This is a genomic window from Agrobacterium sp. 10T429, from assembly GCF_056393925.1.
Genome location: NZ_JBFTGV010000009.1, coordinates 79,564 through 93,915, shown reverse-complemented (window position 1 = coordinate 93,915; position 14,352 = coordinate 79,564). Strand labels below are relative to the sequence as shown.

At 58.0% G+C, this 14,352-nt stretch carries 16 protein-coding genes; 6 read left to right on the top strand and 10 right to left on the bottom strand.

What is annotated here, in order from left to right:
- Positions 1-102: 102 nt before the first annotated feature.
- Entirely contained in the window at positions 103-747 is a 645-nt protein-coding gene (locus AC1DCP_RS19440; protein WP_025594124.1) for an MBL fold metallo-hydrolase, read from the top strand.
- 92 nt (positions 748-839) lie between these two features.
- Here the strand turns inward: AC1DCP_RS19440 and AC1DCP_RS19435 are convergent, their stop codons facing one another.
- The 4 genes from AC1DCP_RS19435 to AC1DCP_RS19420 form a co-directional block, all read right to left on the bottom strand.
- On the bottom strand, positions 840-1,055 hold the full coding sequence (locus AC1DCP_RS19435; protein ID WP_003494703.1) for a cold-shock protein: 216 nt from the start codon (positions 1,053-1,055) through the stop codon (positions 840-842).
- A 443-nt stretch (positions 1,056-1,498) separates the two neighbouring features.
- Positions 1,499-2,401, bottom strand: a complete 903-nt coding sequence (locus tag AC1DCP_RS19430) for a DMT family transporter (RefSeq protein ID WP_112153281.1) — start codon at positions 2,399-2,401, stop codon at positions 1,499-1,501.
- A 141-nt stretch (positions 2,402-2,542) separates the two neighbouring features.
- A complete protein-coding gene (locus tag AC1DCP_RS19425) occupies positions 2,543-2,854 on the bottom strand; it encodes a hypothetical protein (protein WP_013636575.1) in 312 nt (103 codons plus the stop codon).
- A 145-nt stretch (positions 2,855-2,999) separates the two neighbouring features.
- Positions 3,000-3,929 carry an EAL domain-containing protein gene (locus AC1DCP_RS19420; RefSeq protein ID WP_013636574.1) on the bottom strand — a complete coding sequence of 310 codons (930 nt, stop codon included), beginning with the start codon at positions 3,927-3,929 and terminating at the stop codon, positions 3,000-3,002.
- 209 nt (positions 3,930-4,138) lie between these two features.
- Between AC1DCP_RS19420 and AC1DCP_RS19415 the strand changes: the two genes are divergently transcribed.
- Positions 4,139-5,341 carry a pyridoxal phosphate-dependent aminotransferase gene (locus AC1DCP_RS19415; RefSeq protein ID WP_003513431.1) on the top strand — a complete coding sequence of 401 codons (1,203 nt, stop codon included), beginning with the start codon at positions 4,139-4,141 and terminating at the stop codon, positions 5,339-5,341.
- Positions 5,342-5,400: 59 nt separating this feature from the next.
- Here AC1DCP_RS19415 and AC1DCP_RS19410 read toward each other — a convergent pair whose 3' ends face one another.
- Positions 5,401-6,507: a calcium:cation antiporter gene (locus tag AC1DCP_RS19410; RefSeq protein ID WP_003513429.1), complete on the bottom strand. Its 1,107-nt coding sequence runs from the start codon at positions 6,505-6,507 to the stop codon at positions 5,401-5,403.
- Between the two features lie 197 nt (positions 6,508-6,704).
- Here AC1DCP_RS19410 and AC1DCP_RS19405 point away from each other — a divergent pair, with 197 nt between their 5' ends.
- On the top strand, positions 6,705-6,971 hold the full coding sequence (locus tag AC1DCP_RS19405) for a DUF2188 domain-containing protein (RefSeq protein WP_003513427.1): 267 nt from the start codon (positions 6,705-6,707) through the stop codon (positions 6,969-6,971).
- 109 nt (positions 6,972-7,080) lie between these two features.
- On the opposite strand, the gene AC1DCP_RS19400 is transcribed toward AC1DCP_RS19405, so the two are convergent.
- On the bottom strand, positions 7,081-8,052 hold the full coding sequence (locus tag AC1DCP_RS19400) for a LysR family transcriptional regulator (RefSeq protein ID WP_193559215.1): 972 nt from the start codon (positions 8,050-8,052) through the stop codon (positions 7,081-7,083).
- Positions 8,053-8,115: 63 nt separating this feature from the next.
- Here AC1DCP_RS19400 and AC1DCP_RS19395 point away from each other — a divergent pair, with 63 nt between their 5' ends.
- Positions 8,116-9,153, top strand: coding sequence for an NAD-dependent epimerase/dehydratase family protein (locus AC1DCP_RS19395; RefSeq protein ID WP_065687386.1), 1,038 nt, complete (start codon positions 8,116-8,118; stop codon positions 9,151-9,153).
- Positions 9,153-9,542, top strand: a complete 390-nt coding sequence (locus AC1DCP_RS19390) for a DUF6220 domain-containing protein (RefSeq protein WP_038491736.1) — start codon at positions 9,153-9,155, stop codon at positions 9,540-9,542. Before AC1DCP_RS19395 ends, AC1DCP_RS19390 begins: the two co-directional genes overlap by 1 nt.
- Positions 9,543-9,598: 56 nt before the next feature.
- Here the strand turns inward: AC1DCP_RS19390 and AC1DCP_RS19385 are convergent, their stop codons facing one another.
- The 4 genes from AC1DCP_RS19385 to trxB all read right to left on the bottom strand — a co-directional run bounded on the left by AC1DCP_RS19385 (position 9,599) and on the right by trxB (position 13,623).
- Positions 9,599-10,711: an alkene reductase gene (locus AC1DCP_RS19385; protein WP_038491733.1), complete on the bottom strand. Its 1,113-nt coding sequence runs from the start codon at positions 10,709-10,711 to the stop codon at positions 9,599-9,601.
- Between the two features lie 127 nt (positions 10,712-10,838).
- Positions 10,839-11,129: an ArsR/SmtB family transcription factor gene (locus tag AC1DCP_RS19380; protein WP_003513408.1), complete on the bottom strand. Its 291-nt coding sequence runs from the start codon at positions 11,127-11,129 to the stop codon at positions 10,839-10,841.
- A gap of 598 nt (positions 11,130-11,727) precedes the next feature.
- The gene (locus AC1DCP_RS19375; RefSeq protein ID WP_003513405.1) at positions 11,728-12,624 is read right to left on the bottom strand and encodes a LysR family transcriptional regulator VtlR; all 897 of its coding nucleotides are present in this window, start codon (positions 12,622-12,624) and stop codon (positions 11,728-11,730) included.
- 24 nt (positions 12,625-12,648) lie between these two features.
- Positions 12,649-13,623: a thioredoxin-disulfide reductase gene (trxB, locus tag AC1DCP_RS19370; RefSeq protein ID WP_003513403.1), complete on the bottom strand. Its 975-nt coding sequence runs from the start codon at positions 13,621-13,623 to the stop codon at positions 12,649-12,651.
- A gap of 254 nt (positions 13,624-13,877) precedes the next feature.
- Between trxB and AC1DCP_RS19365 the strand changes: the two genes are divergently transcribed.
- The gene (locus tag AC1DCP_RS19365; protein ID WP_003513401.1) at positions 13,878-14,345 is read left to right on the top strand and encodes an Lrp/AsnC family transcriptional regulator; all 468 of its coding nucleotides are present in this window, start codon (positions 13,878-13,880) and stop codon (positions 14,343-14,345) included.
- Positions 14,346-14,352: the final 7 nt, after the last annotated feature.

The following is a 14,352-nucleotide window of genomic DNA, read 5'->3' as shown; positions in this document are numbered from 1 at the left end:
GTGGCAAGGTCACCGGAAACCGTTGCTTTTTCCTCCGCCATTGTGCCGGAACCGGCCGCAGGCTATAGGAGGCGGGATTTGTCAGACAGGGAGACACGGGATATGGGAAAGTTGCAAGCGGGCATTATTCCGGTCACGCCGTTCGAGCAGAACTGCACCATTCTCTTCGATGAGGATACGAAGGAAGGCGTTGTCGTCGATCCCGGTGGGGATGTGGATGTCATTCTTCAGGTGGTTTCCGAAAACGGTATCGCGCTCAAGGAAATCTGGCTGACGCACGGCCATCTCGACCATGCCGGCGGCGCCAAGGAACTGCGCGAGAAGCTTTCCCTGCCGGTGATCGGCCCGCATGAGGACGATCGACCGCTGCTCGAGAGGATCGAGACGCAGGCCGAGAAATACGGCATCAGCGGTCTTCAGAACGTTTTGCCGGACAGATGGCTGAATGAGGGCGACACGGTATCGTTCGGGGATCATGTCTTTGAAGTCTATCATTGCCCGGGTCACGCTCCAGGTCACGTCATCTATTATAATCGCGACCAGCAATTCGCCCATGTCGGCGACGTGCTGTTTGCGGGGTCGGTGGGGCGTACCGACCTGCCGGGCGGAAACCACGAGCAATTGATGGCGTCCATTCGCGACAAGCTGCTGCCGCTGGGTGATGATGTCGGATTTATCTGCGGCCATGGCCCCGGCGGGCGGCTTGGCGAGGAGCGGCGCACCAACCCCTATCTCAAGGGGATCTGAGTTTCCGGGCGCGTATTGACGCCTCCGGATTGGGCATAAAAAAACCCGGCATTCCTGCCGGGCTTCAACTAGAAATGAAAGCCGTTTTAGGGTTAGCCAGCAATCTGCAGATTGACTGCCTTCGGGCCCTTGCCGCGACGATCCGGTTCCGTGTCGAAGCTCACTTTCTGATTTTCTGAAAGTCCGGACAGGCCGGAAGCCTGTACGGCAGAGATATGAACAAAGATATCAGCGCCACCATTGTCTGGCTTGATGAAGCCGAAGCCTTTGTCTGTGTTGAAGAATTTTACGGTGCCAGTTTCGGCCATGCATCAGGTCCTTTTCGCTCTGCCCGCGTTCAGCTACAGGCAGCATTACAGTTTTGCCCCGCGAGGGCGTTGGCAGGCAGCTCTTGACTATTGAGAAAAAGGACCTTCACAGCGGGAAGTAATGGCGTTCTCATCCAACGTTTTTCGTCCCACCGCCCGAGGTTTATAGCGTCCCCAGTGCGCAAATTTATAGGCCTTCCCATGCTCGCAAATTGCCCGAACCGCAGTAGATTGCTGCGTTTATGGAAAATTGGCAAGCAAAAGTTTTCACGGGCTTTTTGTCGGATAAAAACCTGCGGTAGAATTCCTGCGCGTAGTCGCACATTTTTTCCGCATATTTGATAATTGATGAAATAATTGCCGGTTGCCTTCGGTTTCCGGGCAAAATTTTGAATGCGGCGGTACGATTTTTCCTCGAAACAGAAAAATCAGTTCTTTCTGCGTCAGGCCGTTCCAACGGCGGTTTTTTGCCGTTTACGCGTCAGTTCCGGCACCAGTTCGACGATCAATATAGCGGCGAAAATAATCACGCAGCCGATATAACCGGCGTTGGAAATGGTTTCCTTCAGGAAAATCGACGCCAGCAAGGCACCGAAAAGCGCCTCTGAAGAGAGAAATATCGCAGCCTGCGGCGCGGTCGTATACCGCTGGGCGACGACCTGCAAAACGAAGGCGAGGCCGGAGGATACGAGGCCGACGTATAGAATTTCCGCCAGCGACCCCTCTATGGACGCCATGCTGATGGGTTCTACCGCAAGGCCGATAATGCAACTCAAGAGAGAGCAAATCGCAAACTGAGTGCATGAGAGCGCAAGCGGCCGTCCGCTTTCGGAAACGAAACGACCTGCAAGCGTAATCTGGATTGCCCAGAAGAAGGCGCAGATGATGCTGAGAATATCGCCCTGCGTCAGCGCCTCGAATGCGCCGCCCGAGAGCAGGAATATTCCGCCCAGCATCATCAGGGCGCCGGGCCAGACGATCCAGTGGGGATGGCGCCGGTAAAGAACGACGGCGATCACGGGCACGAAGATGACGTAAAGTCCCGTCAGGAAGCTGGAATTGGTGACGGTTGTAGTCAAAAGCCCCACCTGCTGCGTCGTCGCGCCGCCGAACAGGGCGAGGCCCACAAGGATGAAGCCGCCGATTTCCCTGCGACGTGGCGGCGATTTTTTCGAGCGGTTTTCCATCAGGGCGAATGGCAGCACGGCGATGGCGGCAATGGCGAAGCGTAAACCGACGAACCAGAATGGCCCGATCGAGGCCATGGCGGACGATTGTGCGACGAAACCGCCTCCCCAGATCGCCGCGGCGAGCAGAAGCAGCATGTTGGCCTGAATACGCGTCATTGATGGCACCAGCACAGCAGGGGCCCGAAGATCATTCCGTCGCGGCCTTGGCATTTCGGGGATTTTTGAAGCGTCGTTCTGACGACTTCCCCTGTGCTTTAGCAGCAACACGCCGATGCCGCAAGTCGAGGAGAGGGCGGCTTACTTGTGGCGGCGGGCCTCGTCCTTCAGGCTTCGCCGGGTGAGCGCGAGGCCGCCTATGCCGAGGCTGATGAAGGCTGCGGCCGAGAAGATAACCAGCAACATGTGCCCGCCCGCCCGCGCGGTTGCCGTCACCTGCGGAATAGAGGATGTCTGCAGGGTGTCGATTGCCTGAGGGGCTGCATTGGCCGAGGTTGCGATCCCGGCGGCCATGGTGACGACGACAAGAAAGGCGGCAATGGCCATCCAGAGCGAAAACAGCGTTCTCTGCGCCCTTAACCGTTCAACTGATGTCCTGTCGTTGGTAAACATGGCGATCGCCTCTTGTCCCTGTTCTCAAAGGATAAAAGAGGCTTCGAAATGGACGGCTTGGACACCGAATTCAGGCGTTCCGCAGTATTTATTGTGGCAATATCGTGGCAAAGCCGATTTCGGGACAATTTCGCTGTCAACGGCCTCAAAGGCCGCGTTTTCCGAAGGTTCTGGTCTGGCGCAGGGTATGCGGCTCGGCTGGGCGGTCTTCACGCGGGAATGCCGGTGCCGCAGCGCTTCTGTCCGACCTTGGCGAGGGTGAAAAATATCCGCTGCCGAGTTCGGGAAAGCGAGCGTCGAAACTCGTCGGCGCTAGTTCGGGTTTTGCCAACACGTATCCCTGCATCAGCAGGACGCCGAGGTCCTCGCAGATATCCACCTGCCTGCCGGTTTCCAGTCCTTCGAACACCGGCTCTATCCCATCGTCGCGAAACTGGCTGACGATGACGCGCAGAAGGGCGGCGCCTGCCGAATTCTGCATGAAATCACGCACCCAGCCAGCCTCGAATTTCACATAGTCCGGCTTGATGAGTTTCACCCGGTCAATGTCGGAATCGCCCGCGCCATAATCGTCCAGCGCCACACGAAAACCGATGTCATGCATATGATAGGCGAAGTCGGCGACCATCTGCGTATCGGAGACTTTTTTCTCGGAGATTTCGCAGACGATGCGGTCTGCTGTCATGCCGGCCTCGTGGGCGGTAAGGCGCATGCGCTCCACTTCCTGACGCATCTTGGCCGGGGTCTGGAACAGGCCCGGATGGAAGTTGACGAAAACGCGGGCGCGCGAACGATTGAGCCTGCCGGTATTGAGAATGTGGATCGTGCGCAGAATACTGTCGATATTCTCTATATCTTCAGGCGCCACCAGCGAGAAGAATTCACCCGGTGTCACCGGTTCGCCGTTGCGATGGGGACGCACCAGACCCTCGAAGGAATCGATGTCGAGAGCGCCGTTCATCGTTCGGCGAAAGATTGGCTGCAGGGCGGATTTCAAGTTGAAGGTGCCATAGGCCGTGGACCATGTGCCATCGACCTCGCGGACAAGACTGGAAAAGATGCTTTTGGGCGCCATTTTTCAACCAGCTACAGAGACACGACCTCTAGCCGGAGAATATAGCGCATCAAGCGTTACTTCCGGGTTAAGGAAGGTTTAAATTCTTCCCCGTGTCACATATGCTGCTTTTGACCTTGAAAGAGCGCCTGTCTTTCGACATAGAAAATGCCGCAGAAGACAGGATTTTCCGCCTCTGCCGATGTCAACCACAACAGGACCGATTAAAAATGGCCTTCCTTGCCGACATTCTCTCCCGCGTAAAGCCATCCGCCACCATCGCTGTTACCCAGAAAGCCCGTGAGCTTAAAGCGAAGGGCCGCGATGTGATCAGCCTTGGCGCCGGCGAGCCGGATTTCGATACGCCCGAAAACATCAAGGAAGCCGCCATTGACGCCATCAAGCGCGGCGAAACGAAATACACGCCCGTTTCAGGTATTCCTGAACTGCGCAAGGCGATCGCCGACAAGTTCAAGCGCGAAAACGGTCTGGACTACAAGCCGGAGCAGACCATCGTCGGCACCGGTGGCAAGCAGATCCTTTTCAACGCCTTCATGGCCACCCTCAACCCGGGTGACGAAGTCGTCATTCCTGCACCTTACTGGGTCAGCTATCCCGAAATGGTGGCGATCTGCGGCGGTACGCCTGTCTTCGTCGACACGACGCTCGAAGACAATTTCAAGCTGAAGCCGGAAGCGCTGGAAAAGGCGATCACGCCGAAGACCAAGTGGTTCGTTTTCAACTCGCCGTCCAACCCTTCGGGCGCTGCCTATTCGCATGACGAGCTGAAGGCATTGACGGACGTGCTGGTCAAGCATCCGCACGTCTGGGTGCTGACTGATGACATGTACGAACACCTGACCTATGGCGACTTCAAATTCGTCACGCCGGTTGAGGTGGAGCCTTCGCTCTATGACCGCACGCTTACTATGAACGGCGTCTCCAAGGCCTATGCCATGACCGGCTGGCGTATCGGCTATGCAGCCGGCCCGCTGCCGCTCATCAAGGCCATGGATATGATCCAGGGCCAGCAGACCTCGGGCGCCAGCTCGATTGCTCAGTGGGCGGCTGTCGAAGCGCTGAACGGCACGCAGGATTTCATTCCGGCCAACAAGAAGATTTTTGAAGGCCGCCGCGATCTCGTCGTCTCCATGCTCAACCAGGCGAAAGGCATCAATTGCCCGGCTCCGGAAGGCGCATTCTACGTCTATCCGTCCTGCGCCGGCATGATCGGCAAGACCGCGCCGTCCGGCAAGGTCATCGAGTCGGATGTGGATTTCGTCTCCGAGCTTCTGGAAGCCGAAGGTGTTGCCGTCGTGCAGGGATCGGCGTTTGGCCTCGGCCCTAACTTCCGCATTTCCTACGCCACGTCGGAAGCACTGCTGGAAGAGGCCTGCAAGCGCATCCAGCGCTTCTGCGCCGATTGCCGCTGATCGGTCTAGGATATTGAATAACAAAGCCCGGCAGCGATGCCGGGCTTTTTTTGTTGCGGCTAAAGCCCGAGAAACAACAGCATGATGAAGGTTGCGAAGAGGATGAAATGCGTCATTCCCTCGATCGCGTTGGTTTCACCGTCATTGAGGTTGATGGCGGCGGCGATGAGGGTGATGAAGACCATGACCGTCTGAACCGGCGTCATCGCCATGATGAACGGCTGACCGGTGTAGAGTGCGATGCCCTCCATCACAGGGACGGTGAGGATGACCGTCGAAAGCGATGCGCCCATGGCGATATTGACCACGGCCTGCATGCGGTTGCGCAATGCGGACCTGAGCGCGGTCAGGATTTCCGGTGATGCTGAGATCGTCGCGACCACGACGGCCATCAGTGCCGGTGGCGCGCTTGTGCCCTCGAGGCTCTGGCTTAGGAAGGCCGCCATGAATTCCGCCAGCACGCCGATCAGCACGACGCCCGCGACGATGAGACCGATGGAGAGGGGCACGCTGCCCTCTTCCTCGTCCTCCGTGTGATCGCCGGATGGATGACCGCTGGGATGAGCCTTGCGGGGATAGGCGTAGCTGAAGAAATAGCTGTGCGGACCAACCTGCATTTTCAGGAACAGCGCATAAAGCGCGATCATTGCGACGATGGTGAAGGCGGAATAGACGTGCCAGCTTTCCTTGGGGATGAATTCCGGCACGATCATCGAGATGCCCATGGCAGTCAGGATCATGACGCCGTAGGTCTTGCCTGAATCGTCATTGTAGGGCTGCTCGCCGTGGCGAAGGCCTCCCAGCAGGGCGGCCAGTCCCAGAATGCCGTTGATGTCGATCATCACGGCGGAATAGATCGTGTCACGCACGAGCGTCGGCGAATTGGATTCGCTCATGATGATGGCAAGGATCAACACTTCCACCGCCACGGCAGATAGCGTCAGGATCATCGTGCCATAGGGGTCGCCGACCTTGGCGGCGAGGATTTCGGCGTGGTGGGCAACCCGCATCGACACCAGAACGATCATCCCGATCAGGGCGATCGCGGCAATCAGCGACGCCGTTTTGCCGGCCTCGAATATCGCATGTTCGGCCATATAGGCGACGGCTGCCACCGGTATTGCCAGCAGCAACATGCGCTCCTGCTTTAAAATAGAACCCGCCATCGATTTCCCTTCCCCTGAGAGTGTGAGGCTGTGACGTATCGTCGTTAAGATCAAGCAGGATTTGCGCTTGAGTGCTTTTGGTAGGATAGTGTTACGGTCAAGGACATGCTGCTCATGCCGTGTTGTCCCCCGTTGGGTGCAATGCTTGAAGCGCGGTTGTGGTTGCGATGTCGCCTACTGAAACAGGAGGAACATGCATGACAAAAGTGGTATATGAAGTCGTGGAACATGACGGTGGCTTCGCCTACCGCATGAACGGCGCTTATTCCGAAACATTTCCTACCTATGCCGATGCGGTCGAGGCCGCGCGCATCGTTGCTGCCGAACAGCAGGTGGGCGGCGATGATGAGGAAATCAGCTATCAGGACGAACGCGGCCAGTGGCATGAGGAATACAGCCAGGGCGGCGACCGGCCGGAGGCGGAAGTGGTCGACAAGATTTCACCGCCGGCCAGACCGTTTTGATGGAGTGCGTCAACATTTCCGGTGAGAACAGCATCACCATCCATGCTTCGCCGGTATGTCTTGCGGATTTGCGGGCGCAAGGCCGTGCGGCATCAATGCTGTAATGGCGCTAGCGTCGTTGCGGCGGGGCGCCCGGATCGGTTTCCTTCAGGTGGGCCTTCAGGCCGTCGACAAGGGCGCTGAACACGGCACGGCATCGCGGCGAGGTCTTGAGATTTTCATGCATCGCGACCCATGCGTGCAGCGGGATGTCGGTTTTCGGAAGGACCTGGACAAGCCGCGGATCCTTGCGCGCCAGGCCGATCTGACAGACACCGATGCCTGCGCTGGCGCGGATCATGGCAAGCTGGGCGAGGTTGCTGTCGGCGCGAATTTCGAAGGAAATTTCTTCGATATCAGGTATTTCCGGATCGAGCGAGCGCATGCGCTGGATCGCCGCCCTGATGAAAGGCGTCTTGCGGTCGAAACCGATCATACGGTGGTTGTTCAGTTCTTCCATGTTTTTCGGGATGCCGGCTCTTGCCAGATAGTCGCGTGTCGCATGAAATCCCAGACGGAAATTGCCGATATAGCGCATGACGATGGCATCCTGCTGCGGTTCGGTCATGCGGATGGCGATATCAGCCTCGCGCCGCAAAAGGTCTTCCAGCGTGTCGGAGAGTGAAAGTTCTATTTCAAGCCGGGGGTGAATCTCCTGCATGGCAGCGATGATCGGCGGCAGCATTTCAACGCCGATGATATCCGATGCGCTGATACGCACGGTTCCTTCGATCTTGCCGACCTCGCCGGAGGCCGCCCGCATAAGGGCGGCGGCCGTCGCCGCCAGATTTTCCGCATATGGCCGGAGCGCCAGCGCCGCCTCTGTCGGCATCAGCCCGTGCGGCGAGCGGATGAACAGCGGAAAGCCGATGGCCTCTTCCAGCGCTCCGATATGGCGCCCAGCTGTCGGTTGGGTAATGCCGAGTTCGCGGGCGGCGGCGGAAAGCGAGCCGTCGCGCAGCACGCTGAGGAAGGTGCGGTAAAAATCCCAGCTGACATCGCGGCTTCTGATTATAAGATTTTGTATAGCGGCTCTACTCATTTGGACAATTTCGTATATCGCCTGATGGCCCGATACTCCAGCCCAGAAGAAGGAGTAATGGCAATGATATATGAAATCCACGCAAATACAGCAGAGAATAACCGGCCTCTGGCGCTGATTGTTGGGGCGAATGGTGGCGTCGGCAGCCATGTCTCGAAGATGTTGTTGCAGCGCGGCTGGCGGGTGCGGGCGATGACTCGCCGATCGGCACCAGTTGATGCCGTCGATGGCATCGAGCGCGTGATTGGTGATGCCATGAACCGGGAGGATGTGGTGAAGGCGGCAAAAGGCGCCGGGCTCATCGTACATGCGGTCAATCCTCCGGGATATCGCAACTGGGACAGCCAAGTGCTGCCGATGCTCGACAATACCATTGCCGCTGCCGAGGCCTGCGGGGCAAGGATCGTGTTTCCAGGCAGCATCTATAATTTTGGCCCGGATGCCTTTCCGCTTCTGACGGAGGACAGCCCCCAAAAGCCTTTCACCCGCAAGGGCGCCTTGCGCGTTGAAATGGAGCGGCGTTTGAAAATGGCGTCGATGCGCGGCGTGCCGGTCCTGATCGTCCGCACCGGTGATTTCTTTGGTCCTGACGCGAAGAACAACTGGTTTTCGCAGATGCTGGTGCGACCGGGCAAGCCGGTTCGCAGTGTTCAGAATCCAGCAGTACCGAATGCCGGGCATCAATGGGCCTATCTGCCGGATGTTGCGGAGATAATCGGACGGCTGCTCGATCGCTCGGACGAGCTTCAGACGTTTGCCGTCTACCACATGGAGGGTGTCTGGGATTTCGACGGGCTGCAACTGGTTGGGGCAATCGAGCGGGCCGTCGGCCATCCGGTCAAGATGCGGCGGCTTTCGTGGTTAGCCGTCGGGCTGGCTGCACCGTTCGTTCCCCTGTTCCGCGAAGTCATGGAAATGAAATATCTGTGGCAGATGCCGATCCGGATGAGCAACCGCAAGCTTGTCGAATTCCTCGGCGCGGAACCGCGAACGCCGATCGATGCGGCAGTATCGGAAACACTGGCGAGCCTTGGGTGTCTCGCCGAGGTGCAGCAACCGGCGGGCCTTCATCATGCGACCGATGCCGGGGGTAGGGTGTGATGGTTACAGTGGCTAATGGATTTTCCCGGCGGCGCCGTATGTTCGCCGTGATTTCGGCAGGCGTGCCGGTGTTGATTTTCGCGCAGGTGCTGCTGGCCGGGCTGTCGATCTATTATGACGGATCGCTGCTTGTGGTTCACAAAGGGCTTGGCATGCTGATCGCCGTTCCCATTGTATCTCTGGTCGTGCTCGCCCTTCGTCATGATGACCTCCGGCCAAACCTTGGGCGCGCGCTCGTGCTGCTCGCTCTCTACTGCCTTCAGGTGGCGTTGATGAGCATCGGTCGGGAAACGGGCAGTGGCTTTCTGCAGGCGCTGCATGTGGCCAACGCCTTCGTAATGGGCGCATTTTCAGACTTTGCTGCGCGGAAGGCGCGAGGCCTTTCCTGAAACGGCAAAACGCCGCACCGCTGTGGAGCGGTGCGGCGTTTCAAGTTTAGCACTGATCAGCCAAGAGCAGGGTAGTCGGTATAGCCTTCAGCCCCGCCACCATAGAAGGTCGGCTGGTTCGGCTCGTTCAGCGGCGCGTTGTCCTTGAGGCGGCGCACCAGATCCGGGTTGGCGATGAAGGCCTTGCCAAAGGCCACGGCATCAACCTTGCCGCTTTCCACCGCCTCGATGGCGCTCTCACGGTCGTAGCCATTGTTGGCGATCCACAGGCCCTTGCCGCCCGCACTGCGATAGGCGGCCTTGAAGGTTGCGTAATCGAAGGGCTTGTCGCCCTGCTTGAAGTCGCGCGGACCACCGGTCGCACCTTCAACAACATGGATGAAGGCGAGATTGCGTTTGCCGAGTTCTTCCGCAACGTAATTATAGAGCGGCTGCGGGTCGGCCTCGAAAATGTCGTTGGCGGGCGTGACGGGGGACAGGCGAATGCCGGTGCGGCCTGCGCCAATCTCTTCTGCAACCGCATCCACGACTTCCAGGAGGAAGCGGGCGCGGTTTTCGATCGAGCCGCCATATTCGTCGGTGCGCTGGTTGGTGCTGGATTTCAGGAACTGCTCGATCAAATAACCGTTGGCGGCATGGATTTCGACACCGTCGAAACCGGCCTCAAGTGCGGCGCGCGCGCCGGTCCGGTAATCTTCAAGGATAAGACCGATATCGTCGATGGTCAGTGCGCGGGGCTCGGAGGTTTCCGCAAACGCGCCGGTGCCGTCATCATTGATGATATAGGTCTTGGACTTGGCGATAATCGCGGAAGGGGCGACCGGCTGTCCGCCATGCGGCTGAAGCGAGGTGTGGGAAATGCGTCCCACGTGCCAAATCTGCGCGACGATCTTGCCGCCGGCGACATGCACGCCATCCGTGATCTTTTTCCAGCCCTCAACCGCTTCCTTCTTGTAGAGGCCCGGAACATCCGCGTAACCCTGACCTTGCTGGGAAATCGGCGTGCCTTCGGTCACGATCAGCCCGGCTGTTGCGCGCTGCTCGTAATAGGTGGCGTTGAGATTGTTGGGAATTGCCCCCGGCGAACGGTTGCGGGTGAGGGGAGCCATGACGATACGGTTGGCGAGTGCGATATCGCCGGCCTGTGCCGGTTCGAAAAGACTTGTCATGCGACTTCACTTTCTGGTCGGTTGGCGAAATTGCGCGGCTGGCGCGCTTTCCTAATGTATGGGCATCGGAGAGAAAACCGCCTTGCTGTTTCCGGTCCGACGCCCCGGTCTTATAAGCTTGGGAGGCTCAAAGATTGGCTTGCAGATAATTGCGGAAGGCGTCGATGGTTTCCTCGTTGCGTTCGAAAAACACCCATTGCCCGACTTTCTTTGACCTTATCAGGCCAGCTGCCTGCAAAACCGCCAGATGTGAGGAGACCGTCGATTGCGACAGGCCGCTGATCTGGAACTGATTGGCGCATACGCCCATGCTGAGCGGATGGTCCTGACAGAAGTGACTTTCAGGGCTCTTCAGCCACTCGAGGAACTTCAGCCTTGCGGGGTGTGAAAGGGCTTTGAGGATTTCCTCCGGGTTCATCTGCGTTTCTCTAATATCTGACATGTTCGATATTTATATCGATAGTTTCCGATATACAATTCACGTCTCTGTGAGGTAGTCACCCGGGCCGAGAACAGCGCGCAAAAAAATGGCCGCCGGATTTCTCCGCGGCCAATGAGTTTGAAGGTTAAAACCTCCAGAGGGGAACAGCTGTCGCGTGCATAGGCAGGCGTGACAGCTGATTGAAATATGGGAGTGGCAAGAATGCAAAACAAGGTTGCATCATGCGATATTTCGCCAAATTGGAGAAAATTCTTGCGGGTAAAAAAAGAGGGCCGCCGGATAAATCCAGGGCCCTTTAAGTGTGAAGGTCAAAAACCTCCAGAGGGGAACAGCTGATGCGGTGGAACTGGGAGGAAAAGCCACCGTGTGCATCAACTGAGAGCGATATGGTGCTTTTTTGTGCACGAAACAACTCTTTTTTGTGCAGGTCAGGCATGCGTACGATGCAGGTCTAGATATTTCCGGTATAATTTATGTGCAAAGCTGAAGTGCGGCGCGTCTGGCGCGCCGCCATCTTGGGAAGGCCAACTCCATGAATTAGTATGATATTTTGTGGCGCTGGCCTATTTAAACGTCAGAAGTTCCAGTTCCGTGCCTTGGCAACGACGAAGTCGCGGAAGGCTTTCAGTTTTGCAGCGTTTTTCATCTCGTCCGGGTAACAGAAGTAGGTGTCGAACGAGGGAATATCGGCGGCAAGCGACAACTGAATCAATCCCGGATCGCGCCCGACGATGTAATCCGGCAAACAGGCGATACCTATTCCCAGCAGGCAGGCGCGCTTGATCGAGGTCTGGCTGTTGATCTGAAGATGCGGAATGCGGGTGTTGTCCGACGAGCGTCCCGCATTTTCCAGCCAGTTGACATCAAGCAGATAGTTAGGTGCCGGTTCGCCGAAGGAGATGATGCGGTGGTTGTCCAGATCCTCGATCGACTGCGGCTCGCCGTGGCGGTTGATGTAGGACGGCGCCGCATAGACGTGCATGTGAACCGTGAACAGCTTGCGCTGGATAAGGTCGGACTGTTGCGGCTGGCGCAGGCGGATGGCGCAATCGGCGTGGCGCATGTTCACATCCAGCTCCTCATTGTCGAGGATGAGCTGGATCGACATTTCCGGATAGAGCTGCAGGAATTCCTGCACCTTGTCCGTCAGCCAGCCCTGGCCGAGACCAACCGTCGTCGTCACGCGCAGCTTGCCGCTCGGCTTCTCCGTCGTTTCGGTCAGCTGCATCTTGACGGTTTCGAGCTTTAGCAACACGTCATGGGCGGTGCGATACAGCAGTTCGCCCTGCTCGGTGAGGATAAGACCTCTGGCGTGGCGGTGAAACAGCTTCACGCCAACATCCTGTTCCAGCGCGCTGACCTGGCGGCTGATGGCCGACTGGGACAAATGCAGCTTGTCGGCAGCGTGGGTGAAAGACCCCGCTTCGGCTGCGGCATGAAAAATGCGCAGTTTATCCCAGTCCAATGGCATTGCCATGCCTATCCTGCCTTTCGGTTATTCGGCTGCTACCGCAAGCGGCTGCTGCGCGGTGAGGTACCGTTCTGCTTCGAGGGCGGCCATACAGCCCATACCGGCGGCGGTGATGGCCTGACGGTATATGTCATCGGTAACGTCGCCGGCGGCGAAAATACCTTCCACGTCGGTAGCGGTGGAATCGGGCGCGGTCCACATGTAGCCATTGTCCTTGAGCTTCACCTTGCCCTTGAACAGTTCGACGGCCGGCGCGTGGCCGATGGCGACGAAGACGCCGTCGATGGGCGTATCGCTGATCACACCGGTCTTGGTGTCACGCAGTCGCACACCCGAAACAGAGGGTGGCATTGGCGGCTTGGCGGGTGCACCGGTGATTTCGGCGATTTCCGTGTTCCACAGGATCTTGACGTTTTCCTTGGCGAAGAGCCGTTCCTGAAGGATTTTCTCCGAGCGGAAACTGTCGCGGCGGTGCACGACGGTTACGGACTTGGCGATATGGGCCAGATAGAGCGCTTCCTCCACGGCAGAGTTGCCGCCGCCGACCACGATCACATCCTTGTTGCGATAGAAGAAACCGTCGCAGGTGGCGCAGGCGGAAACGCCGAAGCCCTGAAAGTGCTGCTCACTCTCGATACCGAGCCACTTGGCCTTTGCGCCTGTTGCGATGATCAGCGTGTCGGCGGTCCAGACCTGACCGGAATCGGTCTTGACCACGAAGGGGCGCGTGTTGGTTTCGACTTCGGTCACGAGGTCGCTGACGATTTCCGCACCCACATGCGTCGCCTGCTTCAGCATCTGGTCCATCAGCCAGGGGCCCTGGATCGGATCGGCAAAGCCCGGATAGTTTTCGACATCGGTGGTGATCATCAGCTGGCCACCCTGTTCCATGCCGGCAATCAGCACGGGTTTCAGCATTGCGCGGGCCGCGTAGATCGCCGCGGTATAACCGGCGGGACCAGAGCCAATGATCAATACCTTGGTATGGCGGGCAGACATGGAAACAATCCTTTTTAAAGTAGCGGGGCCTTTCGGCAGCAGAACATTCCAGCCGCAGCGTGGTGGACAGGCCGCAACCCCTTCGTTGCCCGGTATTTAAGGTTGTCTAGTGCCTTTATTCAAGGGCAGCCTTGCGTTACCAACAAGGCAGTTGTGGATGCGCGCGCAATTTTGTGACCGGCCGGCGGCATATTGTTGCGAATCCTGCGCCTGGTAGTACAAGGAAGTTCTCCGGCTTAACGAGGAACCTCTCCGTGACCAGCGTCGAACTCGATGCCATCGATCTGAAAATCCTGCGCGAATTGCAGCGCGACGGGCGCATGACCAACGTGGAGCTGGCCGAACGGGTCGGTATTTCCGCGCCGCCGTGCCTCAGGCGCGTCCGCAAGCTGGAAGAAGCCGACGTGATCGAGGGTTATCACGCCATGTTGAACGCGCCGAAGCTCGGTTTCGATCTCGTTGCCTTCTGCATGGTCGGCCTCAAGCGCCAGTCGGACAGCAATCTGAAAGCCTTTGCAGCGGCGACGGCCGGATGGTCGCTGGTGCGCCAGGCCTGGATGGTATCCGGCGAAAGCGATTTCCTTCTGCATTGCATCGCCAGAAACCTGACCGAGTTTCAGGATTTCGTCATCGAGGTTCTGACAGCGGACGAAAACGTCGACACCGTGCGCACCATGCTCACCATCCGTCAGGTCAAACGCGTCGGTCTGGTGGAAATCTGATCGGCGG